Raw genomic sequence first — 23,393 nt, forward strand, 5'->3', positions numbered from 1 at the left:
ATAGTACAGATTAATTATTTTGATTTTTATACTGAGTAATCATCAGTACCTACATTTAAATTAATCTTATATGTGATTTGTATATGGAATTTAACTCGGATCCAAGTACTTTATTTTAAATAAAAACCCTACCCGTTTTCAAATTGCTTAATTCGAAATGGATGGGGTTAATCTTCAAAATAACAAGAGCGCACCCTAATTAACTAATAACCCATTCAATTTGCTGTTTCAAATCAATTGAAATTTCTGACAACTCTTCAAGATCATAATCCATATAGGGGTTTTCAATGGCACTATTATCTGTTTGATGCTGGATGATTTTTTTATCCCGCTCCTGGTGTAGCCATAAAATCTGCGGCTTAAATAAATGAATAATCCCCTCAACCCATCGATCAAGCACTTGCCAATAAGGATCATCATTCAAAGTCATTTTATAACGCTTAAGTAAACGGGCACTATGTTCTGAGTTATACCAAATTTCAGAAGTTACCCAGCGATTGACTGTAAATAAGCGTATGGGTTGTCCTAGTTGATTCATTCCAATAGCGATTAAATGAGTCATAGGGTTATCAATATATTTATCCCAATCTGCTAAAGGCGCTGGTTTAATGGATTTAGGTATATATTTATAACGCAAAAAACAATGGAAATGACCATGCTCTGTACTTTCATAATTTTCTCGATGACAATGATAAAAATATTGAGCACCGGTTTTATGATCAATGCGATCCCCGTGAGGATAATGGCTCATTCGTTCAAAACGTCGTTTCTTTTTTAAAGTGTAATGAAGGATGCTTTTCCCTTTATGTGTCATTATCAACTGCTGGGATTCTAAAACTTGTTGGGCATAATTCAAATAAATCTTCTTATGCCAATTGCTCAATTGTGGTAATTTAAATTCTGAATGCGTCATCATGTCTTTTACTTAATAAAGAAAAGCAAAAAAGAAGAGGTAGTAAAAACTACCTCTTTGTAGGATTAAAGCTACAGATTAGTTGCCAGAGCAACCAGCACAGCCTTTGCAACCAGCACAGCCTTTGCAGCCTTTGCAACCAGCACAGCCCTTGCATCCTTTACATCCTTTACAGCCTTTACAGCCTTTACAACCATTACAAGAACTTGATGTAGTAGATGCATCATCTGCATAAGCAACGGATGCTACAGGAGCTGCTAATACAGTTAATAGAGCAGCTACAGCTATTGTTGATTTTTTCATAATTTTACTTCCTTGATAGTTAATGATTTTTTAACCCATTTAGATATTAGCAAAGAAATTTGGTTTTTTCTTCTTTTAAAAAAAAAAAGTTACCCTTTTCATGTATTCTTTATCGCATCCAATAAAGCCAGAAAACCTTAATACATGAAGAATTACAGTACTTTTTAGGAAAATTTATCTGCCTTTACTAGTTAAAAATCCAATTCTAAAAAGTCAGGATAACCTGAAAATTACTGTTGTATGCTTGGGCTTTAAGTATTAGACCGGCTATACGTGCCAGGGAAGCTTTTGAAACGGATGGTGTATTATGAGCAAAAATGTGAATCTTTTTTTTAAAGATTCACATCGGAACAGGTTTATGTACGATCCCCATGCTAACCTTCCTTGGTGCAGGAGATATGCCATAAATTGAAAATTAATAACCCCAAGGGTCAGACAAGAAATAACTATCTCTTGTATTTTCCGTGTCTTCTTTTTTTACTAATCTTTCAAGATGATGTTGTCTGACTTGGGTTGAAAAAAAGCCCAACTCCGCTCGTGCTGCTTTTTCATCATTTGATTTTATATGAGCTTCCCTTACTCTTTGAGAGTAGGTTAGTTCAGTATGAATGGCTACATCCGGGTCAAAAAAATTCGCATTAAATCGTGCCTCTTCTGCTTCGCTTTTTATTCGACTAATTTTTTCTTTTCGTGTCTCTGCGCAAGAACTTATGACTGCTTCAGGATGGTGTTGTAAGCCTATGGTATAATATTTCCCCGTCCTTTTTTCAACACTCTCAATCAAACTATCAAATTTACCACGCCCTGAAACTTGAAGATCGCTATTTTCCGGATGTTCTTCTACATGTTGATGATGAAGACAAGTAACGTTATATTCTATACCACCACTTCCTTCCTTATAGTTAAGTTTATGATGTAACGCATTATATAATTGGCTTCCTTTACCAACGACTACTTTACTATTATAGGTAGGATCTTGAGTTTCCCTATAAACCGTATCAAAATACTCGTAATGTACTTCATGCTGATCAGTAGTCTCTGGTATATCTTTTACTGGATGACCATGATGATGTCCAATCGTTTGTTCTCCCCGACATATGCCCAAAAGAGGTATATCTTGGGTATGAGCTAATTCCGTAAGTTGGCCCTCAAATTTCTTACGCGGATCACTAGGATCATCTACAGGAATATTTGGTCCTCCTGGTAAATAAATGCCATTAAACTTGCCATTAAAAGCGGGATGGTTTAATCCTTCTTCGGGGGTAACTGGGGTGACTTCAATCCCTTTACTTTCTAAGTAATTAATTGTAAGGTCACAATAAGTAGTACCGCCCGATTTATCATAAAGTGCGATAATTTTTGGCTTTTCTTCTGAACTCTTTAATTGTTTTTTTTCATCCTTCTTTAAAGCATATTCAAATTTTGGTTTCTCGTCACTCGTATTACTTTTTGTATTGTTGGAATTGAACAAATAGTCTGTAAATTTCTGAAACATGATGGCATACCTTAATTTTTAATTGACACAATGAATAAAATTATCACTCAGTGTTCAAATTGTAATCTGGCAGCCTTAATGTAATATTAATTGAACCTATAATATTTATTATATGCATATAAATTATGCATATTATTGTTCAGCATTGTATTTTAAATGGGTATTAAGAATGTGAAACTTAAGTTAAAAGTTATCTTCGAGAAATTTTCAAACCTTTACGTAGAGTGTGACGCTTCGACTTGATTAATATAAGTGGTTACTGATATAGAGTAAGTACTTTGAAAATACTTTTTATAGAAACCTTACTAAGAGATTAGTAATTATAAATATGGATTTACCCATATCTCTGCATGCGCTCATAGCCATCCTTGGCATCTGAGAGATCTTGCGTAATATTTAACCTCAAAGATCAAATATAATATGATGCTCTCTTACATCTACATCACTTGACTGTTTTTCTTTCTGTTGCGATTCTTGCTCAAGAAAATGTTTCTTGGCTTGATTGGTAAAAAAGCCCATTTCTGCCCTAGCGGCTCTTTCATCTCTTGATTTTACATAAGCTGCCCCTATTTTATGAGCGTTTTTGTATTCCAAATAGGCAGCGATATCTGGATCAAAAAAATTTGCGGTCAATCGTGCCTCTTCAGCCTCTTTTTCAGCTTTGCTAATTTTCTCTTTTCTTGTATCCTCAAAAGAACTTATAACGACTTCTGGGTGATGTTGTACACCAAATGAATAATACTTTCCTGTTTTTATTTCAACGCTCTCGATGGTGTTATCAAATTTATTACGTCCTGTTACTTGTACTTTACTATTGCTTGAATTATCTGGTGTATGTTGATGATGAAGGCAAGTAACAGAATACTCCAAAGGCCCATCTTTACCCTCATCCTTAAATTCATTTTGTAACGCGGCATACAATTGGCTACCTTTTTCAACGACAACAGTATTATTTAAATCCGGATTGGCCGTGTTATTAGCACTAGAATGAGTATAATGCTTCTCATAGTCTGCCAAATCCCTTACCTCTAAACCATTATGATACCCAATAGCTTGTTCTCCGCGACATACTCCAATAAGTGGAATATCCTGGGTACGTGCTAGCTGTGTCAGTTGGCCCTCAAACTTCTTACGCGGATCATGATCATTGTCGATATCGATATCTGACCCCCCGGGTAAGTAAATACCGTCAATAGAAGTATTTGCAAAAGTAGGATGATTTAATCCCTCATCTGGAGAAACTCGGATAACTTCTAGCCCATCATTTTTAAAATGCTGAATCGCTAGGTCAGCGTTAGCAGCACCATCATTTTCATCATATAGAGCGACAATTTTTGGTTTCTCTTCTGAATGCCTTAATTGTTTCTTTTCATCAGCATTTAGTGCATATTGATAGTTCGATTTTTCTTCCCTACTGGTTTCAGAACGGGTTTCTGAAGAAAATAAAGCATTAATCGATGACCAACCTGATGAAACAATTCGTGAAAACATACTACTCACTCCCTATAATGCAATTATTTTTGCAAAAAAAGCCATAAAATTAAACTTTCTGCGACATACTAGAATACATTGAATTTCATTTCAATTGACTAATTTTATTGATATAAAAGAATAAGATATTGATTTCACTGTAATTATTCTATAAAAAGCTAAAAATGGATTATGATAATTCCTTTTTTGAAACCAGTAAAAAAAACTTATCCAGCATTTTTGTACTTAAAATCCATTTTAAAAAGAGCATGAAATGAGCTGGAAAAGTAATAGGATACTTGGCTTTAGGTCTTTGAGATTCGATTGCATGAATCAATTTCTGAGTTACTGCATCCGCTTTTCGAGTAAAAATAGAGTCAGTTTTTTTCTGCTTAAAGGTTTTGAGCATCCGCTCATACTGCATGCTGAAATAGCTATTTTGCATGTCAATGTTATTTAAAGAATTATCAACACAATTATCTCGAAAACGACTTTCTATAGGGCCTGGTTCTATAGTGATGACATTAATACCTGATGATTTCAATTCAAGTCTTAGCGTATCACTTACACCTTCTACTGCATACTTTGATGCATTATAAGCACCCCGAAAAGGCATACTGATAACACCCAAAATAGAACTTAGATTGATAATACGGCCATATCCTTGCTTACGCATGACCGGTATAACCAGATTAGTGAGCTCAACCAACCCAAAAACATTCGTTTCAAATTGAGCACGCAATACATCCCGAGAGATATCTTCCAATGCCCCAGCTTGACCATACCCTGCGTTATTAATTAAAACATCCAGCCGTCCTTCTGTTTTAGCCAATACTTCTGCAAACGCATTTTGAATGGAAGATGAATCAGAAACATCCAGTTGGACTGCTTCTATTCCCTTAGCTAATAGTTTTTGGACGTCCTCTATTTTTCTACATGATCCAATGACTCGATGTCCTCTTTCCTTTAAAGAAAAAACAGCATCGAAGCCAATTCCACTGGAACATCCGGTAATTAAAATAATTTTATCCTTCATAAATCCCATCCAAATTGCTCAGAAAAATTATTTATAATCTATAATTCTTAATGTAACAACATAATATGGGGTTGCATCATGGAAAAAATTAGCATTCGAAGCTATAAAATTCTTCCACTTATTATTCTATCTTCGGTACTGCTTATAGGTTTTTTATACAGTGGCCCAGCTAAAGCCAATTCAGAATCATCACAATCTCCGGGCCAGCAACTTGCCTATTTTATTGGATATCATTCAGGCTATTATTATGGATCACCTCCCTACTACTATCATCGTCACTACAAAAAAGCTTATTGGACAGGCTGGAGGTATATAGGATATGGCTGCCGCAGCAGCTGTCTCATTGATCGTTGGAGTGGTCGCGCCATTAAGTGTAAAAGAATTTGTCGCTAAATAGTAAATTCTATAACATATCCAAGTGCCGCGCCTCATACGCCGTATCTATTACAGAGTACAATGTAGGAAAGATTCTTAAAACAGCTGAAGATAATTCTGGATACCAGGTATAAAGCGAAGTACGTAAAAAAAGTTCCTAGGATTTCTCCATGCTGAGCTCAGGCAAAATAATCAACCAAGCCTTTAGGCGCTTTCTTATTTTTTAAGGGTGTTATGCCCGTTTCGTTTTCTAATGCAAGGGCTGCTTCTTCCTGAGAACCACTATTTTTTTGGGGACTTTGGTGTGCGCTGTCACCAGAGTCAATGTGTACTTCAGATAAATTTAAACCTTGTTCCGCCATCATCGCCTGTAATTTTGGCAGCGATTGATCAATGATATCTCGTATTTGATGGGTGTTGGTCGTTATATTTACTGAAGCTGAGTCATTTATCACCTTAATACTGATTTCCAATGGTCCTAAATCCTCAGGATTTATCTTAATTATTGCACTTTTAACCTCGTGTTGACCAAGCCAGATAATATGATCTGAAAATTGTTTTGACCATTCAGGTCGATTTATTTCTATTGGTATCTCCAGGGTTTTAGGTGCTGTGCCTAAATTAGGCGTATGATTGGGTACATTTCTGTACATTTCATGAGTCAATATACTATTCAATGGATTATCCATTGGCAGCTCTTTTCCCCAGTCGGTATTTTCACTTATGGTAGCAGGTACGAGAAAAGTTGATGCATTTTCTTTTTGATTCTCTATTTCAATAGGCAGAGGTTGAAATAAAAAAGTTGGACTTGCCTCTTTTTCTCCTCCTTTATTTTCTGAAGATCTGAGTTGGGGTACAAATAATTCTTTTGATTGTATATCCTTTGTAGGCGATGAAGTACTGCTCGGATATTTTTTATTATTTTTAACGGTTTCGAGAGGATTTAGTGATGTGTTTTTTATAATGTGTTGCGTGTCAGGATTGTGAACATATGCTGCATCATGCAGCAAATTATTTTTATCTTTGATTTCAGGTTCAGGCTGTTGCTCATTTCGAGCCAAAATACTTTCTAAAACACTCTGATCTTCATTAGCTTGCACCTGGGTTTCGTTGAATTGCGACTTCTTAGATACTGTTTTTTCTTCATTTTGTTCCAAGGTTACATTTCTATTGACCACATCTGTCAAATTGCATTCTTGCTCGCTGTTTATCTGATTTATTTTAACTTCGTGCTGATAATATTGAGAATTAATCCAAGAGACGGCAACATTATTTTCCATCTCGTTTGTTGATAGTTCTTCCCTTTTTTCTTTTAAGGCTTCAAATTCGAAACCAATTGTTGGCTTAATGGGGTCTTCGCTAATTTTTTGATTTTCATCTAGGATTTGAGTTGAATTCTGTTTTTCTTCTTGAGGATTAGCCTTCTTAGCCACGACATGAGTTAATAAAGAAACAAAAGCATTCGGATCTTTGAGTTCAATAGATGGCAAAACATTTTGTACCTCATTTTGTGATTTTTCTATAGAATTCGTCAAAATTTCGCCGTCTAGGGTATTAGGGAAAAGGTCAATAACACCCGATGGATTTGATATTGCTTTACTCAAGTCGGTCATTCCCATTCTCCTTAATTTTACTTACTTAAAAAAGCAATATCCGTACCAATTGAGAAGTTTATGCTAAAACAATTAAATTTTTGTTAATATACTTTACCTAAGTGTAAAGCTACATAAGAGGTCTATTCTTTACTCTTATCAATGATGCTAAGCTGCTTCCACGTAAATTTTAAGAGCAATTTTCATGCCTTTTTTTCCTAAAAAATATACTCACAAATCAGTCTTAAATAAAATCCAAGAGGCTAAAGATTTATTGGCTGACATAGGGAAAGAAAAAAAATCTTTTTTTCTTGAGATGCTTCGGCTTCGCATCGAGGACTTTGAATTAGCACTTAAGGAAAATTCAGATCTTGGTGAACAACAACTGATATTAGAACAATATAATCGCTTTGCCCAAACCTTATACTCATGTTTATCTCACCCAAATCATACAGTTTTTTATATAAGCAGTTATCATAATCAAAAATATTATCCTGTAGGAATTAGCGAGGTAATCGAAGAGCCTGTTCGGCATAAGATATCACTTGCTGGTGCTATTTTAGGAGCAGCACTCATTTTGGCGTCTTTTGCCGCGTTTGCGTTTAATCCGTTGATAGGCGCCATTTTGCTTCCAATTGGCATTGCATTATTAGTCCCCGCTGTGGCTTCTTTGTTAACTCCAGATCCTTTTAATACAGAGCCCAAAAAATTTGAAGAGAACATACTTTTTCAAACTGGTGCCAAATTAATTGATCCTTCTTTATCTTTTAATGAAACCCAAGAGCATACAGGACAGCTTCATTTGAGGGTAATCTAAAAGTTATGAACCTAATTTCATAAGAACTCATGGAATTTTCTTAAAATTGAGCTATCATTCAGTTTTTGATTTTCAGGAGCTCCTTATGAAAGCGGGTCGTGACAGCTTATCAACAAAATCTCAATTACAGGTAGATGGGAAAACATATCATTATTTCAGCCTTAAAGAAGCCGAACAAAAAAATTTTAAAGGAATCAGTCGTCTTCCTTACTCGCTTAAAGTTCTTTTTGAAAATTTACTACGTTTTGAAGATGACAATACAGTCACCACGAAAGACATTAAAGCAATTGCTGACTGGTTACATAATAAAACATCACAACATGAAATTGCATTTAGACCAGCACGTGTGCTGATGCAGGACTTCACGGGCGTCCCCGCTGTGGTTGATTTAGCAGCAATGCGTGCGGCGATTGTTAAGATGGGTGGTAATCCTGATAAAATTTCGCCATTGTCTCCTGTTGATCTGGTCATTGATCATTCAGTTATGGTTGATAAATTTGGTAGTAAGGATTCTTTAGCTGTAAATACAGAAATTGAAATGAAGCGAAACAATGAGCGCTATGAGTTTTTACGCTGGGGGCAAAAAGCATTTAATAATTTTCAGGTTGTTCCACCTGGAACAGGCATTTGCCATCAAGTAAATCTGGAATATTTAGGGAAAACAGTATGGAGCAGTACTGATGATGGAAATTTATATGCATATCCCGATACTCTAGTAGGTACAGACTCTCATACAACCATGATTAATGGCTTAGGTGTACTTGGATGGGGAGTTGGCGGTATCGAAGCAGAAGCAGCTATGCTCGGACAACCTGTATCGATGTTGATTCCAGAGGTAATTGGATTCAAATTACATGGAAAAATGAAGGAAGGTATTACTGCAACCGACCTGGTACTTACTGTAACACAGATGCTCAGAAAGAAAGGCGTAGTGGGCAAGTTTGTTGAGTTTTATGGTCCTGGCTTGAGTGACTTACCCCTTGCTGATCGTGCCACAATTTCTAATATGGCTCCGGAGTACGGCGCTACATGTGGCTTTTTCCCAGTAGACAAAGAAACCATTCGCTATCTTGAATTGACTGGACGTGACAAACACACTATTGCGTTGGTTGAAGCCTACTCTAAAGCGCAAGGCATGTGGTATGATAAAGACAGCGAAGATCCAGTATTTACTGATACTCTGGAACTTGATTTGAGTACAATTGTCCCTTCATTAGCAGGACCTAAAAGACCACAAGATAAAGTAACGTTAAATACTTTGCCCGTAGAATTTGATTCGTTCCTTAAAGAAGCAGGAAAAGAACAGGAAAAAAATACTTCTTTCCCGGTTAAAAATCATGATTTCCAAATGAAACACGGCCATGTGGTTATTGCAGCCATTACCAGTTGTACTAACACATCAAATCCAAGTGTACTCATGGCAGCAGGCTTGGTCGCTAAAAAAGCAATTGAAAAAGGATTACAACGTAAGCCTTGGGTTAAATCTTCCTTAGCTCCAGGCTCTAAGGTAGTAACAGATTATCTCAAAAAAGCCGGCTTACAGTCTTATTTGGACCAATTGGGTTTTAATTTAGTTGGCTATGGGTGTACTACCTGCATTGGTAACTCTGGCCCGTTGCCTGATGCTATTTCTCACTGTGTCAGTGATAATGATCTTGTTGTTTCAGCGGTTTTATCAGGAAATCGTAATTTTGAAGGTCGTGTACATCCACAAGTCAGAGCAAACTGGCTGGCTTCTCCTCCTTTAGTTGTTGCTTATGCTTTATGTGGAACCACCACCATTGATATAAGCAAGGACCCTCTAGGAAAGGACGATAAAGGTAATGATATATATCTGAAAGACATTTGGCCTTCTAATGCTGAAATTGCTGTTGAAGTATCTAAAGTGACTGGAGGAATGTTCCGTAAAGAATATTCTGAGGTTTTTCTTGGTGATGAGCACTGGCAAGCAATTAAAACAAGTAGTGGGAAAACCTATGAATGGGATGCACATTCAACATACATTCAACACCCGCCATTTTTTGATAATTTAAAAGCTAAACCTGATTCAATTAAACCGATCAAACACGCTTATATTTTAGCTTTATTTGGTGATTCAATTACCACAGATCATATTTCTCCAGCGGGCTCAATTAAGGCTAACTCTCCTGCAGGCTTGTATTTAAAATCCAAGGGAGTTGATGAAAAAGAATTTAACTCGTATGGTTCTCGCCGCGGTAATCATGAAGTGATGATGCGAGGGACCTTTGCTAATATTCGTATTCGTAATGAAATGACTCCTGGTCAAGAAGGCGGCATTACACGTTACATCCCTTCAGGGGAAGTAATGCCTATTTATGATGCAGCAATGCTTTATCAACAAAAACATCATGAACTCGTAGTGATTGCCGGCAAAGAATATGGCACAGGCTCTTCAAGAGATTGGGCGGCAAAAGGGACAAATTTACTTGGCGTTAAAGCAGTACTTACTGAAAGTTTTGAACGCATTCACCGCTCTAATTTAATCGGTATGGGTGTTTTACCATTACAATTCTGTGATGGTATGACCCGTAAGACCTTAAACCTGAAGGGAGATGAGCGTGTCAGTATCGACATATCTGATTCCTTAAAACCAGGCTCAATGGTTCCAGTAACTATTGAGCGTGCTGATGGTCAAGTAGAACAAATTAAAGCACTATGCCGTATCGATACTGCTGACGAATTAGAATATTATAGAAATGGTGGTATTCTACAATACGTTCTCAGAAATCTGTGTGCTTGATATGGTAATAATATACTCTCGGTTGGACCCTTGGTCCAACTGCAGTGTCATCCAATTAGATCATACCTATGATCATCATCGTTTGATTGGGCTAAAAGCCCAATCTGCTTTTTGTTTAAATTTCTTAAATAGCAATAATACTACACATCCAAAGTTATCGGCTGCTCGCTTATACCGTATTTGTTAAGGATTAATCATGAATCAACCCAAAAAGGTTCTAAGTGTATTTTCTTTAGTAATGATTAATGTCATTGCTGTTGATAGCTTACGTACCCTTCCCATAAGCGCCAAACTTGGCCTTACATTAGTCTCTTATTATGTTGTAGCAGCGCTTGCTTTTTTTATCCCTGTATCTTTAGTAGCAGCTGAATTAGCAACAGCTTATCCCGAAACGGGGGGCATTTACGTATGGGTTCGTGAAGCATTTGGTAAGCGTGCTGCGTTCATCACTATTTGGCTTCAGTGGATATATAATGTAGTTTGGTATCCAACAATCCTTGCTTTTATCGCAGCCACCCTATCGTATTTAATTTCCCCAGAATTAGGAAGTAATAAATACTATTTATTAGGCACAGTGCTTGTTCTATTTTGGGTGTTTACACTACTTAATTGCTTTGGAATGAAAATATCAAGCATAGTGAGTACGATTGGCGCAACAATAGGCACAATATTTCCCATGCTTTTCATTATTGTCTTAGCAGCACTTTGGATTATCCAGGGAAAACCTATGATGGTTGGTTATCCCTCAACATGGTTGCCTGACTTCAGTTCCTTAGGGAATTTATCGCTCTTTGCAGTAGTATTATTTGGTCTACTCGGCATGGAAATGTCAGCGGTACATGCCGAAGAGGTAAAAAATCCCAAGCGTGATTATCCCAAGGCTCTTTTTTATTCAACTATTTTAGTTATATCTACCCTTTCTTTAGGCTCGTTAGCCATTGTGGTTGTAGTACCTAATGAAAGCTTAAGTGTCGTATCTGGACTTATTGATGCCTATGCTGTTTTTTTTAAAGCGTATAATATGGACTGGATGACTTCAATCATTGCGATTCTAATTATTTTAGGCGGTTTAAGTGGTGTTTCCGCATGGATTATCGGCCCTACAAAAGGATTGATGGTCTCAGCCCGAGATGGCTCTTTACCTGAAAAATTTGCATATACCAATAAATACGGGGCCCCAACAACCATTCTTTTTTCCCAGGCTCTTATTTTTACTGTATTAAGTTCCGCTTTTATTTTGTTGGATTCCATTAATGCAGCCTATTGGATGCTTAGTGATCTGTGCGCTCAAATGGCCCTGTTAGTTTATCTTTTTATGTTTGCTGCGGCCATTAAATTGAGATATAGCAAACCGGATCAACCGCGGGGTTACACAGTTCCAGGTGGAAATATAGTGATGTGGTTTTTATGTGTCCTTGGCATTCTCTGTTGTCTTACCGCAATTATTATTGGTTTTGTACCTCCAACACAAATACCTATTGGAAATGTATTTATTTTTGAATCATTTTTAATTGGCGGGTTAATTTTATTTGTATTAATTCCCTGGTTCCTTTCTAAAAAGCACTAGAGTATTGAATACTGCTTCAGATAAAGTGAAGCATCTGGTTCAGTTATAAAGACCGCGTATATAACCTGTCCCTTAGTCACAAGTTAAGAATGGGGAAAAGATAAATTTGAGTGCAGATTGGGGTAAAAAAACTCTGATCCGACGTCTCGCGGGGATCCAGGAGTTCTGCGTTTAGCAGAACTGGTTTTTCAACGATGCAAGCAGATTCAAGTATATAATCCTGGTTTACTTTTGTTACACCATAAGGATTACATTTGTTATTTATGCAAACATCTCAATAATCGCTTGATTCCATTGTTTGGGTTGCTCTAAATTAGATAAGTGTCCTGCATTAGGTAAAATAATTAGTTGACTATTTTTTGAGAGTGAATGCATATCAATGCTTTGTTGAGGGGGAATTACATTATCTAATTCGCCTGTAATAATCAGAATAGGTAACTTTGTCGTGGCTAATACAGCAGAAGTGGAATTACGGAGTGCCATTCCACGTAAAGCAGATGCAATTGCGGTTGATTTTTGTAACGTTAAAATATGACGAAGATAATCTTTAGTTTGTTGAGGTGTATCAGATGAAAGTGCCTTAACTATAAATCCAGCAATTAGATTTTCTGTTCCATTTTCAAGCACATCAAGTGCCGTTTTTTCGCGAGTAGCTTTTGTTTCCGGACCATCTGCCACGGCTTGGGTATTTGAAAGTACTAAGCCAAGTGTTTGATTTGGATATTTGTCTAAAAATGCAAGAGCAATATATCCTCCCATTGATTCACCGCCAATGATCGCCTTATCAATCTTTAAATAATCTAATAACTGTTTTACCTCATCAGCGTATTCGGTCATGGGAATTGCTTTTCCATCCACACTAGATGATTCACCAAATCCCCATAAGTCTAGAGTAATCACACGAAAATACTTTTTAAGTACTTCTTGTTGGGGTTGCCATAATCGTTGATCCGTTGGGAATGCATGAATTAATACAAGAGGATTGCCCTCCCCTATGTCAGTGTAAGAAATAAATTGCTTCGTATGAGGAAGTACCATAGTGGATGCCAGCGCAGTATGACTAAAAAAACAATATAAAATAGAGATTAAAACATAAATGAAACAGAATTCTTTATTCATTAATTACTCCATTAAATGAGAAGTGCAACCTCTTGTTGCACTAGAAATATAGAGGCGTAACAGAAATCAAGTGTACTGATTGAAGTTACGCCTAAACTTTGTTTTAGTTAATTAATCAGGCAAAGACATTAAACTTGCATTACCTCCGGCTGCAGTAGTATCCACAGTATAAGTTCGCTCGTGGCAAAGTCGAATGAGATAGTTAGGCCCACCCGCTTTAGGGCCTGTACCTGACAATCCTTCTCCACCAAAGGGCTGTAAACCAACAACAGCACCTATCATATTTCGGTTTACATAACAGTTGCCTGCATGAATATTTTTTCTGATGTATTCCACTGTTTCATTAATACGACTATGGATACCCAGAGTTAAGCCATAACCTGTCGTGTTAATTTGTTCAATAACTTTATTCAGATCTTTTCGTTTAAATGGGATTACATGCAGTACTGGACCAAAGACCTCTTTTTCTAATGCACTAATATGATTAATGGCAATCGCGGTTGGAGGCATAAAATATCCAGATTCCAATGATTCGTCTAATGGGCATTGGTAAATAATTTCAAAACGCTTTTTCATATTATCCACATGATTTTTTAATGTAGATAAAGCCGCCTTGTCAATTACAGGTCCTACATCAGTCATAAGCCAGCGCGGGTCACCTACGACCAGCTCCGCCATAGCTCCTTTTAAGAGAGCAATGGTTCTTGGATAAACTTCTTCTTGGACAAATAATACACGCAAAGCAGAACATCTTTGACCAGCACTACCAAAGGCTGAGTTCACCGCATCTACCACAACCTGCTCCAATAAAGCTGAAGAGTCAACGAGCATCGCATTTTGACCACCCGTTTCAGCAATCAGGGGAATAATTTCTCCACCACGTGTTGCCAGGGTACGATTAATAAGATTCGCTGTATCGGTCGAACCAGTAAATAAAACTGCTTTGATTCTTTTGTCAGCAACTAATGCAGCTCCAATTGTTTCACCTGGACCAGGAAGTAATTGTATGGCACCTACAGGAATTCCAGCCTGATGCATTAATTTAACAGCATAAGCAGCAATTAGTGGGGTTTGTTCTGCAGGTTTTGCAATAACACAGTTACCAGTTACCAACGCGGCAGCGACCTGACCTGTAAAAATTGCCAAGGGAAAATTCCATGGACTTATGCAAAGTACCGTGCCTCTTGGATGCAAACTCAGTTCATTTAACTCTCCTGTATAACCCGTTAAACGTAAGGGAGCAGCTAAAATTTGCTGTGCTTGCACGGCATAATAACGGCAGAAATCAATTGCTTCACGCACTTCTGCAATGCAATCATTCATGGTTTTACCTGCTTCAAGACAGGCTATGGTCATGAGTTCTGCTTGATTTTCCTGTAACGAGTCAGCAAAGCGATTAAGACATGCTGCTCTTTCGTTAACGGACATGCCTGACCATAGTCGGAACGTTTGCTCAGCTTGTACCAATGCATGTTCCACATCATCTAGTGATGCATTTTGGACTGATCCAACAATATTTTCAGTTTGTTGAGGCGAATTAACTTGTTGTTTCTCACCTTTAAGTATTGGGTTTCCTGCGATAATTGGTCCTGAAGTCCACTGCCGCAATTTGATTTGTCCCATTTTTTCTTGTAAAAGAGCACACTCAGTACGATCAGTAAAATCAAACCCCTTAGCGTTTTTCCTATTGGGTTGAAAGATGTCTTCGGGTAATGGAATATTTTGATTTATCTTATGTAATAAAGATTGGGCTTTTTCGACTGGATCTTCAACTAATGTGCTAATTGGTGCATTGTCATCAACGATACGGTTTACAAATGAAGAATTTGCTCCATTTTCCAGCAATCGGCGTACTAAATAAGGAAGTAAATCTTCATGACTTCCCACTGGAGCATAGATACGGCAAGGGATCCCATGGCGTGCTGCTGGTACTATCTGATGATACAGTTCATTACCCATCCCATGTAAACACTGGAACTCAAAATCGCGATAATCGCCGGTAATATTTAAAATCATTGCTACCGAATAGGCATTATGAGTAGCAAATTGAGGATAAATTGCATCAGTCATGGTTAATATTTTTTTCGCGCACGCCTGAAAAGAAACATCTGTAAACACTTTTCGGGTAAATACAGGATATTCTTTAAAGCCCTGCATTTGTGATTTTTTAATTTCACTATCCCAATAAGCACCTTTAATCAAGCGCACCATGATTCGACGTTGCTTTCTTCTTGCCAGAGCAGCGACCCAATCCAATACATAAAAAGCTCTTTTTTGATAAGACTGAACTGCCAAACCAAAACCGTTCCATCCATCTAAACTCGCATCATTAAAAACTCGCTCCATCACATCAAGTGATAACTCTAAGCGTTCAGATTCCTCGGCATCAACAGTTAAGGCAATTCCATAGTTCTTTGCTAAACGAGCAAGGGCAAGCAGCTTTGGTGGTAATTCTTCCATAACTCGCTCATGCTGGCTTTCATTATAACGTGGATGCAAAGCAGAAAGTTTTATAGAGATACCCGGGCGCTTATATACATCTGAGTTTTTATCAGCCTTTTTGCCTATAGCTTCAATGGCTTCTTTATATGCTTCAAAATAACGGGATGCATCGACAGAGGTTAACGCAGCTTCCCCCAACATGTCATATGAAAAGCGATATCCTAGAGCTTCTTTCTTTTTGGCTCGGTTTAGCGCTTCTTCAATAGTTCTTCCTTTGACAAATTGCTTGCTCATAATTCGCATCGCTTTATCCACTGCTGTTCTAACTACAGCTTCACTGCTGCGATTAACGAGTTTCATTAAAGATTTAGCTAATGATGTTTGAGCTTTTTCCGGAGTCAGTATTTTTCCTGTAAGCATCAATGCCCAAGTCGTTGCATTTACAAAAAATGAATCGCTTTGACCTCTATGAGATTTCCAATCACCACCAGATAATTTATCTTTGATTAAATTATCTATTGTTGCACTGTCAGGAACACGTAATAACGCTTCCGCTAAACACATGAGCGCAATTCCTTCATCACTGGATAGTGCGTATTCAGTCAAAAATGAATCGATACCTGTGCTTTTTTTTCGTTCAGCTCGCACGGATTCAACTAACTTTGTTGCCCTGTTCTTAATATCTGTTACTTGCTGTTGCCCTAATGCCGCTTTTTCACAAAGTTCTGTTATCAACGATAACTCATCAACACGATAGGCGTGATTAATAGCAGCTCGTATGCCTTCAGGTAATTGTATGATCTGCTTTTCCAGCATAGCATTCTCCGAATCAAATCTATAATGAATCTTTTTCCCCTTTCTCTCTTGAACACAAAGGAGTACAAGTCAATGCTGGGTTTAAAAGAGTTTAAAAACTAACAGCCAAGTATAATTTAGAGCCATATAAAATGGAATGCGCCATCCATTATTTTGCTATAGAAGATGGCGTAAATGAGCTGTAATCGTACTGATTATACCTAATTCTAAGTAATTTTTCTGTTTTTTATTTAATTTTTTAGAATAATATTAAGTCTATTTGATTTAATATTTCTCCGATAAATAGATCTAAATATAGTCAATTAGATCCATGATTTTACTATATTTTTTCTAACACTCATCCAAGCCTCTGAATTGAATAATATTTTTCCCTGATGGTCAATTAAAATCCTTTTAAATTTACATTTACATGAATTGTTAATATAATCATCATTTTTTTAATGAAATTGTAATGACGATTTACACGTAGAAAGGGGAAGTATGAATACTTTATTAACTCTAATCTCAACCATGATTTTAACTAGCAATATCACTTCCAGTACACCTTCTTTTGCAGCGCGAGCAGAAGCGGATATCAGTACTAAATTACAGCATCTAAGTAATAAAGCGCCTCAATTAAATAAAAATGTTTTAAGACTCGCTTTAACTGCATATAACAATGCGAGCAAAAAAGGGGCTGTGAAAAAACCAGTTCTTACAGTAATTGATTATTCCTTACCATCAAACAAACAGCGTATGTGGGTATTTGACCTTCGTAGAGAGCGCCTCCTATATAATACCTTTGTGGCACATGGCAAAAACTCCGGTGTGAATAGAGCCAGTCATTTTTCTAACGTGCCTTCAAGTAAACAATCGAGTTTGGGTACGTACATTACCAAAGATACTTATATAGGGCATAAAGGATATTCACTTAACTTGCAGGGCTTAGATAAAGGCTTTAATGACAATGCATTAAGCCGACGCGTTGTAATACATGGCGCATGGTATGTAGAGCCTAATTTTATCAAACAGGCCGGTCGTGCCGGACTGTCTTGGGGGTGTCCAGCTATTGCTCAAACTTTGGCAAAGCCTGTAATTAATACGATTAAAAATGGATCCGTTATTTTTGCCTATTTTCCAGATAGAAAGTTTTTATCTAAATCAAATTATTTAACAGCATAAAAAAAGCCAGGGCTTAAACCCTGGCTTCGCAGTCATCCGTATAAGAACTTCCAGTTCTTATGATCATCCATGATAAATCATATCCGTATGATTACAATTCCGTTTGTGTGACTTATATCCATACAAGTCATGTTTAAAATGTAGCAACAGAAAATAAGAAGCGCAAGATTATTTCAGGACGATTATCTTAACTCACTTCGGATAAACCGAAAATCACTCATATAAAATATATATAAAAAACAATAAGTTAATTTAAATCAATGAAATTGACACCCAAAAAACAGCCATTGTCTTCACTTGAATTGAGAAATATCTTACAAGAAATCGAGCAAAACATAGATATCACCTCACATTAAAATATAAGTCAAAAGCCTTTATGGATTGATTTGAGGTCAACCTGGTATTTAAGTGACCTTAAAGATCAACTATAATTCCTTTTTTATTTCACTGTGATCGCAAGATGGAACGCATACAAAACAAATTTGAATTCTTTAATCAGTTAGCAAAAGATCTCAAAACTGAAACGGCACTACATTTGCCGACACCTGATTTAATAAAGCTTTCTATGATTTCAAAAAAATATAGAGCATTCTTTAAGCCTATGCTGGATGTTCGAAAATTATTACATCATGTGGCGCGTGGTGAACATGATGCAGTTAAAACGATGCTCGAAAAAGATATCAATTTACTCTTTAAAAAAGGTCGAGTAACAGACTGCTCGGGCCGAACCTTTGAGCATATCAGCAGTTTTGAATATGCGCTTTGGGCCTTGGATAAACACATGTGGACCATGGTTCTTGATTGCATACCTCAAAACGAAGCAGGTAAAAAGGTATTAGTACAATTGCTTTCTCAATACAACAAAGTAAAAAAAGAAGGGGTTTCTTATACGCTTAATGGAAGAACAATCACTGAGAAGCACTTTAACTTTGAAAAGACCCTCATTAAAGAGCTGCAAACGCAAGTTGATTCGATACAGGCACCTGGAGATAAGAATTGGGATGCTATTAATAAGCAGTGGAGAGAAGGTGTCGGCGGTGTCCAAAAGCTACTTCCCATGCATGTTGTTTATGAATATTGTTCTGATGAGCCTTTTTATCACATTCCACACATCCCATCCCCACAGACTAAACCATCAAAACAATGGCTGAGCTCTCCGCGCCCCAAACCATTAAAACAATTTTACAATACGATAACTGAAAAGCATGAAAATTGGTTTTGTGTGGATTCAAAATTAGGTATTGCTTTTGCATTATATAAAGGTTCAGGCACGGGGGGAGCGGTGTCCAACTACTCAGGGTGGCAAGAGGCATCACTCATGGGGCTCAAATTAGTGATTAACGAGCTAACGGCGGTAAGGGGATTATATGAAGCAAGAACAACCGAATTTATCCATCTCGAATCGCAACTTGAAGAACAGATAATCTCAATAAATCAACCCCAAGGATTATCAAGTTTAATTTATTTGATGTCATTTTGCTAAATGAAATCTGATCTTCATTGATGATAAAAATTGATACATTAACTCAAGATTATCTCAAAAAACGTACTGAATATCCTTAAATAACCAGAGTAATCACTATGTTTGGTTATAAATGCTTGATTATGTCAGAAGATATGGTAGTTTATTCAGCATCTAGATCACGCTTTAGAGCAATATGATGGACAAACAACCGTTAACTGCAGCAAAAAAAGATAAGTTACACGTTATTGATTGGCTTATTGAACATTTCCCCAATGCTTTTTTTAAAAAAGGAAATCAGATTAAGCCCCTAAAAATTGGAATATTTGATGATATTATCGATTTTTACGAGAGACTGGACTCTCCTCCTTTCAGCAAAAAATCACTGCGAGAAGCATTAAGCTATTATAGTGCATCCCCAGCGTATCTAAATTGCCAAAAAGAAAACGCGGCACGAATCGACATCTACGGTAATGAAGTGGATACGGTAACTCAAGAACAAGCTAAATATGCGCATCAACGTTACCTAGAGCGTTATAATAAGAAAAAAAGTTCGGAAAAAAATAATGGCAGCCAGGGTGACGCGTAGCGAAAGCCCGGCTCCTCACCAATGTTGTGCTGAGCTGATCATAACTCCATAGCAGACATCCAGTCCTTATCAGTTAAGCTATGTACTCCCTATTGCAAAGCTACTAAATAATTAACTCTAACGTCAGATCCTAATGAAGCGTTCCTCAAAAAAGGATTATAATCCATTCCTTTCAAATCAATTAAGTTGAAATTCCAAGATCGAGCCATGGTAAGCAGTTCACTGGGCTTAATAAACTTTTTATAATCATGTGTTTGTCTCGGTAATAAATTTAATACATATTCTGCAGCAATAATCGCAGTGGCGTATGCTTTAATCGTTCGACTGATTGTTGATACAAATAAAAAGCCCTGTGGTTTGAGTAACCGTCTGCAATGCTCAAAAACTAACTCAGGATGTTCTACATGCTCCAACATTTCCATACAGGTAATTACATCAAAACTCTTATCTTTATATGCTTCAATTGAAGTACATAAATAGTTAATCTGCAGATGATTAATATTTGCATGTTCCTGGGCTACAGAAATTGCTTCAGATTCTGCGTCTATTCCGGTAACTTTTGCCCCTGACCTTGCCATAGACTCACTAAGAATACCGCCACCGCATCCAACATCCAAAACATTTAGATCAGTTAGCTCAACATGCTGCTTAATAAAATTAAGCCGTGTTTCATTAATGTCATGAAGAGTTTTCAGCGGCCCTTCAGTATCCCACCATAAGTTAGCATGTTGTGCAAACTTACTAATTTCTTGAGGATTAACAGTTGATTCAATATTACTCATCGTGTAATAAATCCAGAGGTTTAAAAAAATCGATAACGCGTTGATTCGTGATAAAACTTACATTATAAGGATGTTCCGCAATAAGTCCTATAGGTAATTTATCTTGTGCAACAGTTTCTGCAATTTTACCTAACAAAATGAGTTGAATAGTAGGTTTTATTACAGTCAATTGCGCCAAAAGGCTTTGCATAAAAGGCTTCCATTGACGTGCATGATAAGGAACTTTACCCTCGCTATAAACCAACGAGGCATTGAGCAGCAAAATCCCTTTATTCATCATCCCTTCAAATAATTGTCGTGCTGTTTTTACTAAAGTATTTTTATCCACCAATGCAATATTGGCTTGTGATGTATCGGAATCCAAATCACCGCGTGCAACAAGTAACATTTTAATCCAATTACGTAGGGAAGTCGCTCTATTAACTTCTTTGCTCAATCCATTTAAACTCCACAAATTACCCACTGAATTATCCCAGAAAGCATATCCATTTGCTGAGTCCTTGCGCGGGTAAGGCGATTCGCCAAATAGAATATATTGGGTTTTTGTTAATGGTAAACTAAACGATGCAAATAACCGCTCCTCTCCTGGCAACCAATATTTGTCATTCATTAACTGGTGTAAATAGTCTTGATCCACAGTTTTTAGTGCTTTGATTAGAATTTCTTTCCAATCAGAATGACAATTATTTAAAAAGGAATGATGCTCCATTTTTATGCTCGGTAAGGAATATTCCAATGACACTTCCACTCTGTCCCCTTTTTTCTTATAATGCACTTAATTTACACAAACATATGGAAATTAAATGAGCACCAGTGTAAATAACGAAGATAACTTGACCAGTGACGCAATACATAATCGTAACTGCTATACTTATTTTCTTCAATTAAAACCTGTAATTCAAACTCAAAGACAATTTCTCACCAAGCTGCTACCGGAATTTGCCAGATTACACACTGTAATGGAACAAGAATATGATGAAAATTACCCTTATGGGAATTTATATTCGTCTTGTATCGCTGCGTTGGAAGAATTCATTGATAGGAATTCAACAGAAAACATTAAAGATTTAGATGATTTAGTTCTGGCTATTTATCATAATGACAACAAGATCCTTGAAGAGTCTTCAGCCTGGATAAATGGTATTGATTCGGAAATACGTCCTCGACAATCAAATACCGAAAAAAAAATTCAAAATAAAATAAAAGATACCAAAAGAAATGTTAATAGGCAGTCTCCAAATGACTCAGGTGGAATTTATCGCCGGCTTTATTCTTTATTTGCAAATAACTTTAAGCCTCAATATGAAACGAATCTGCCAACAATAAAAAATTTTTCTTATAAAAAAAGTTCAGATGCAACAGAGTATCGGTTTAGCACTCAAGCTCAACGCCATGAGGGACAAACTCGGGTAAGCCCTTTATTCAGACGTTGGTTACAAATAAATGCCCAAAAATCCGATCCGAATCAATCCATTTGTCATATCTATTTTAATAATCTGGCATTAGATCGAAGTGATTATGATATTGCAGGGTCCAAAGAAAGAGATTTGACTCTAGAACTTCATAAACTTGAGAATGATCCGAGTCTTAAAACACTGGTTATTACTCTTCCTGCTAATGAAGGGTTGATGGATTCATCTGATTATGAAATAACACACAACCGGCTGTCATCTCGCTCTGTATTTAATGAATTTCTGGATATAGCAAGAGAGAAAGCAGACAAAAAAATCATTTCTGATTTCAGAATTAGTCCCATAGCAAGAGAATTATTATTTGGACCCGAAAATGAAGAGATAATCTTAAAAAAATTACTTATGAAGAGTTTTCTTGCGCAAGGACTTGCTCACAAACGCTTCATTTCTTCTGCAGAAAAACAAGCAGTATGGGTACATTTCATAAAATATGAATTGACCGATTACATTCTAAAAACAATAAAACCAAAAAGTTTTAATTTTTCATGCAAAGATGCAATAGATCGCGGGGCGCTATCTTCCACTTATTATAACTTGATACAATCCTTTAACCTGGAACAACCGATTAAAAAAGAAGAGTTTGAACGATCTCTTGATGCACCCGCTGCTAATGTCAAAGGGAGAGGGATGAATTTTCATCGAAAAATCATTTGGAATGCATTAAACACCTATGTCAATGCAAATTATTCTCAGTTAATTACACATGAGAAAAAATCATGGCTCATTTATTGGCGAGATATGAATTGTCCTAAAATACGGACAGAGGAACTTCTTAAAAACAGACTCAAACAAACCATTCAACAATTTCATGCATTACCAAAAGAAAAAAACGACATCAAAACAACAGGACTTCACTTGTTAAATACCGTGAAAGAGCTTCATACCCAAAAAGCAAGTGGTAAAAGACTTTTATTGGAAGTCGTTTCACGTACATCCGAGCTCCTGCATGCTTCATCCGAAGAATCGATTGAAAAATATAAGAGGTTGGCCAATGAATTAAAAATTAATCATCCTTCATTATATATAATTGGCGGCATCATGGAGGTATTATTAGGCTTTATACTTTATCTTCCCTCCCTGGGATATTCCGAAAAGCTAATTGATCATGGAAGTGCTGCAATTAACACCGGTTTTTTTTCTTATCGCAGAACAGAATTGAGCGATGAAATGATTCATATTACTTCAGTTTTAGCGCCTCTTGAAGTTTAAAAACAGTACTTT

General features: G+C 36.8%; 18 protein-coding genes. 8 read left to right on the top strand and 10 right to left on the bottom strand.

The genetic code is table 11. From position 1 onward, the window contains the following. Nucleotides 1-199: 199 nt before the first annotated feature. From LXO92_RS11320 to LXO92_RS11340, 5 genes are all read right to left on the bottom strand, one after another. Nucleotides 200-916, bottom strand: coding sequence for a DUF6969 family protein (locus tag LXO92_RS11320; protein WP_182349697.1), 717 nt, complete (start codon nt 914-916; stop codon nt 200-202). A 75-nt stretch (nt 917-991) separates the two neighbouring features. Then, the gene (locus LXO92_RS11325; RefSeq protein ID WP_232891008.1) at nt 992-1,216 is read right to left on the bottom strand and encodes a hypothetical protein; all 225 of its coding nucleotides are present in this window, start codon (nt 1,214-1,216) and stop codon (nt 992-994) included. A gap of 415 nt (nt 1,217-1,631) precedes the next feature. After that, nucleotides 1,632-2,711 carry a gamma-glutamyl-gamma-aminobutyrate hydrolase family protein gene (locus LXO92_RS11330; protein WP_182349699.1) on the bottom strand — a complete coding sequence of 360 codons (1,080 nt, stop codon included), beginning with the start codon at nt 2,709-2,711 and terminating at the stop codon, nt 1,632-1,634. A gap of 402 nt (nt 2,712-3,113) precedes the next feature. After that, nucleotides 3,114-4,202 (bottom strand): gamma-glutamyl-gamma-aminobutyrate hydrolase family protein, encoded by a 1,089-nt coding sequence (locus LXO92_RS11335; RefSeq protein WP_232891009.1) that lies wholly within the window; start codon nt 4,200-4,202, stop codon nt 3,114-3,116. Between the two features lie 169 nt (nt 4,203-4,371). Next, entirely contained in the window at nt 4,372-5,217 is an 846-nt protein-coding gene (locus LXO92_RS11340; protein ID WP_182349701.1) for an SDR family NAD(P)-dependent oxidoreductase, read from the bottom strand. A gap of 78 nt (nt 5,218-5,295) precedes the next feature. On the opposite strand from LXO92_RS11340, the gene LXO92_RS11345 reads away from it, so the two are divergent. Next, nucleotides 5,296-5,610 carry a hypothetical protein gene (locus LXO92_RS11345; protein WP_182349702.1) on the top strand — a complete coding sequence of 105 codons (315 nt, stop codon included), beginning with the start codon at nt 5,296-5,298 and terminating at the stop codon, nt 5,608-5,610. 161 nt (nt 5,611-5,771) lie between these two features. Here the strand turns inward: LXO92_RS11345 and LXO92_RS11350 are convergent, their stop codons facing one another. Further along, nucleotides 5,772-7,205, bottom strand: a complete 1,434-nt coding sequence (locus tag LXO92_RS11350) for a flagellar hook-length control protein FliK (RefSeq protein WP_232891010.1) — start codon at nt 7,203-7,205, stop codon at nt 5,772-5,774. Between the two features lie 184 nt (nt 7,206-7,389). Here LXO92_RS11350 and LXO92_RS11355 point away from each other — a divergent pair, with 184 nt between their 5' ends. The 3 genes from LXO92_RS11355 (at nt 7,390) to LXO92_RS11365 (ending at nt 12,329) form a co-directional block, all read left to right on the top strand. After that, nucleotides 7,390-8,001, top strand: coding sequence for a lpg1689 family Dot/Icm T4SS effector (locus tag LXO92_RS11355; protein ID WP_182349704.1), 612 nt, complete (start codon nt 7,390-7,392; stop codon nt 7,999-8,001). Between the two features lie 85 nt (nt 8,002-8,086). Then, on the top strand, nt 8,087-10,762 hold the full coding sequence (gene acnA / locus LXO92_RS11360; RefSeq protein WP_232891011.1) for an aconitate hydratase AcnA: 2,676 nt from the start codon (nt 8,087-8,089) through the stop codon (nt 10,760-10,762). Nucleotides 10,763-10,958: 196 nt separating this feature from the next. After that, nucleotides 10,959-12,329, top strand: a complete 1,371-nt coding sequence (locus LXO92_RS11365; protein ID WP_182349706.1) for an APC family permease — start codon at nt 10,959-10,961, stop codon at nt 12,327-12,329. Between the two features lie 261 nt (nt 12,330-12,590). Here the strand turns inward: LXO92_RS11365 and LXO92_RS11370 are convergent, their stop codons facing one another. Then, nucleotides 12,591-13,448 carry an alpha/beta fold hydrolase gene (locus LXO92_RS11370; RefSeq protein ID WP_182349707.1) on the bottom strand — a complete coding sequence of 286 codons (858 nt, stop codon included), beginning with the start codon at nt 13,446-13,448 and terminating at the stop codon, nt 12,591-12,593. A 111-nt stretch (nt 13,449-13,559) separates the two neighbouring features. Further along, the gene (gene putA, locus LXO92_RS11375) at nt 13,560-16,706 is read right to left on the bottom strand and encodes a bifunctional proline dehydrogenase/L-glutamate gamma-semialdehyde dehydrogenase PutA (protein ID WP_232891012.1); all 3,147 of its coding nucleotides are present in this window, start codon (nt 16,704-16,706) and stop codon (nt 13,560-13,562) included. A gap of 480 nt (nt 16,707-17,186) precedes the next feature. Here putA and LXO92_RS11380 point away from each other — a divergent pair, with 480 nt between their 5' ends. The 3 genes from LXO92_RS11380 (at nt 17,187) to LXO92_RS11390 (ending at nt 19,918) form a co-directional block, all read left to right on the top strand. Beyond that, entirely contained in the window at nt 17,187-17,867 is a 681-nt protein-coding gene (locus LXO92_RS11380) for a murein L,D-transpeptidase catalytic domain family protein (RefSeq protein WP_182349709.1), read from the top strand. A 460-nt stretch (nt 17,868-18,327) separates the two neighbouring features. Then, nucleotides 18,328-19,350 (top strand): F-box protein, encoded by a 1,023-nt coding sequence (locus tag LXO92_RS11385; protein WP_232891013.1) that lies wholly within the window; start codon nt 18,328-18,330, stop codon nt 19,348-19,350. A 178-nt stretch (nt 19,351-19,528) separates the two neighbouring features. Next, nucleotides 19,529-19,918 carry a ProQ/FINO family protein gene (locus LXO92_RS11390; RefSeq protein ID WP_182352820.1) on the top strand — a complete coding sequence of 130 codons (390 nt, stop codon included), beginning with the start codon at nt 19,529-19,531 and terminating at the stop codon, nt 19,916-19,918. 89 nt (nt 19,919-20,007) lie between these two features. Here the strand turns inward: LXO92_RS11390 and ubiG are convergent, their stop codons facing one another. Further along, on the bottom strand, nt 20,008-20,700 hold the full coding sequence (ubiG, locus tag LXO92_RS11395) for a bifunctional 2-polyprenyl-6-hydroxyphenol methylase/3-demethylubiquinol 3-O-methyltransferase UbiG (RefSeq protein ID WP_182349710.1): 693 nt from the start codon (nt 20,698-20,700) through the stop codon (nt 20,008-20,010). Further along, nucleotides 20,693-21,409 (bottom strand): uracil-DNA glycosylase family protein, encoded by a 717-nt coding sequence (locus LXO92_RS11400; RefSeq protein WP_182352821.1) that lies wholly within the window; start codon nt 21,407-21,409, stop codon nt 20,693-20,695. The genes ubiG and LXO92_RS11400 overlap by 8 nt, the downstream gene beginning before the upstream one ends. A 94-nt stretch (nt 21,410-21,503) precedes the next feature. Here LXO92_RS11400 and LXO92_RS11405 point away from each other — a divergent pair, with 94 nt between their 5' ends. Continuing rightward, a complete protein-coding gene (locus tag LXO92_RS11405; RefSeq protein WP_182349711.1) occupies nt 21,504-23,381 on the top strand; it encodes a hypothetical protein in 1,878 nt (625 codons plus the stop codon). Nucleotides 23,382-23,393: the final 12 nt, after the last annotated feature.

It is taken from the genome of Legionella resiliens, assembly GCF_021344005.1.
Taxonomy (GTDB): Bacteria; Pseudomonadota; Gammaproteobacteria; order Legionellales; family Legionellaceae; genus Legionella; species Legionella resiliens.